We start from the raw sequence: 1,055 nt of genomic DNA on the forward strand, positions 1-1,055 counted from the left end.
AGCGCGCCTGCCGCGTAGAGAAGCAGGAACAGCGTTTCGCGGGCGGCCACGGATCGCCGCGGTGCGCGGCTGGCGAGGTCAGGCATGGCCCGTTTGCGGGAGACCCAGAAGGTGAGTGCGGTGAGCAGCAGCACCTCGACGAGGACGAGGTTGGCGTCCACCACGCGACCGAGTGGTGTCCGCGCGGCGGCGTTCGGCCAGTCGAATGGCAACGTGTCTCCCGCCACGGCAAGAGCCAGTCCGTTGCAGGCCACCCAGCCCACGGCGGCAAGGCGGACGCTGCGCCGGCGGAGCAACGCGCGGAGGCCGCGGCGGCGCGCGGGTTGCGCTTCGGGCTCGTTGACGAGGGTCATGGTGGGGTCTCCAACACTTTTGGTAGCACGACTGTGCTACGACCGGAACGTAGCACGACTGTGCTATAAAGGGCCAGTGCCCAAGGTTGTGGATCCGGTGGAGCGCCGGCACGAGCTGGTCGAGGCGGTCTTGCGGGTGGTACGCCGCGATGGCCTCGAGCAGGCCTCGGTGCGCAACGTCGCGCGTGAGGCGGGGCTGTCGATGGGATCGCTGCGTCACTACTTCGTGAGTCAGTCCGAGCTGATGGTCTTCGCGTTCCGGACGGTCATCGACCGGATCGAGGCCCGCCTCGCGAGGCTGGAGGCCGAGCCCGACCCGAGGCGGCGAGCCGAGCGCGTGTTGGCTGAGCTGCTCCCGCTCGATGACGACCGGCGCGCCGAGAACGAGGTCTGGTTGGCCTTCACGTCCCGGGCCATGGTCGACCCGTCGCTTCGGGTCCTGCGAGACGAGGGCTACGCCGCGCTCGAGGCCGGCTGTCGCGCTTTGCTCACCGACCTCTCGGCGGCCGGCCTCGCCCCGACCGACGTTACGGCTGAGGCTGAGCGGCTGCACGCCTGGCTCGACGGACTCGCAGTGCACGCAGCCATGCGGCCAGACATCCACACGGCCGAGAAACTGACAGCCGCCATCACGTATCACCTCGACGCGCTCGCGACCGAAGGAGCCGTTGCTCTGCGGGGCCAGCGGTCGTGTTAGAGCCG

Annotated in this window: 2 protein-coding genes; one reads left to right on the forward strand and one right to left on the reverse strand. The window is 69.6% G+C overall.

Going from position 1 to position 1,055, the window contains the following annotated elements; genetic code table 11:
- Nucleotides 1-353, reverse strand: a 353-nt coding sequence (locus tag ACFPJ1_RS43375) for a hypothetical protein (protein ID WP_380110114.1), incomplete at its 3' end; no start/stop codon positions are given.
- Nucleotides 354-429: 76 nt separating this feature from the next.
- On the opposite strand from ACFPJ1_RS43375, the gene ACFPJ1_RS43380 reads away from it, so the two are divergent.
- Nucleotides 430-1,050, forward strand: a complete 621-nt coding sequence (locus ACFPJ1_RS43380) for a TetR/AcrR family transcriptional regulator (RefSeq protein WP_380110117.1) — start codon at nucleotides 430-432, stop codon at nucleotides 1,048-1,050.
- Nucleotides 1,051-1,055 lie beyond the last annotated feature (5 nt).

The organism is Kribbella qitaiheensis (genome assembly GCF_042657745.1).
GTDB lineage: Bacteria > Actinomycetota > Actinomycetes > Propionibacteriales > Kribbellaceae > Kribbella > Kribbella qitaiheensis.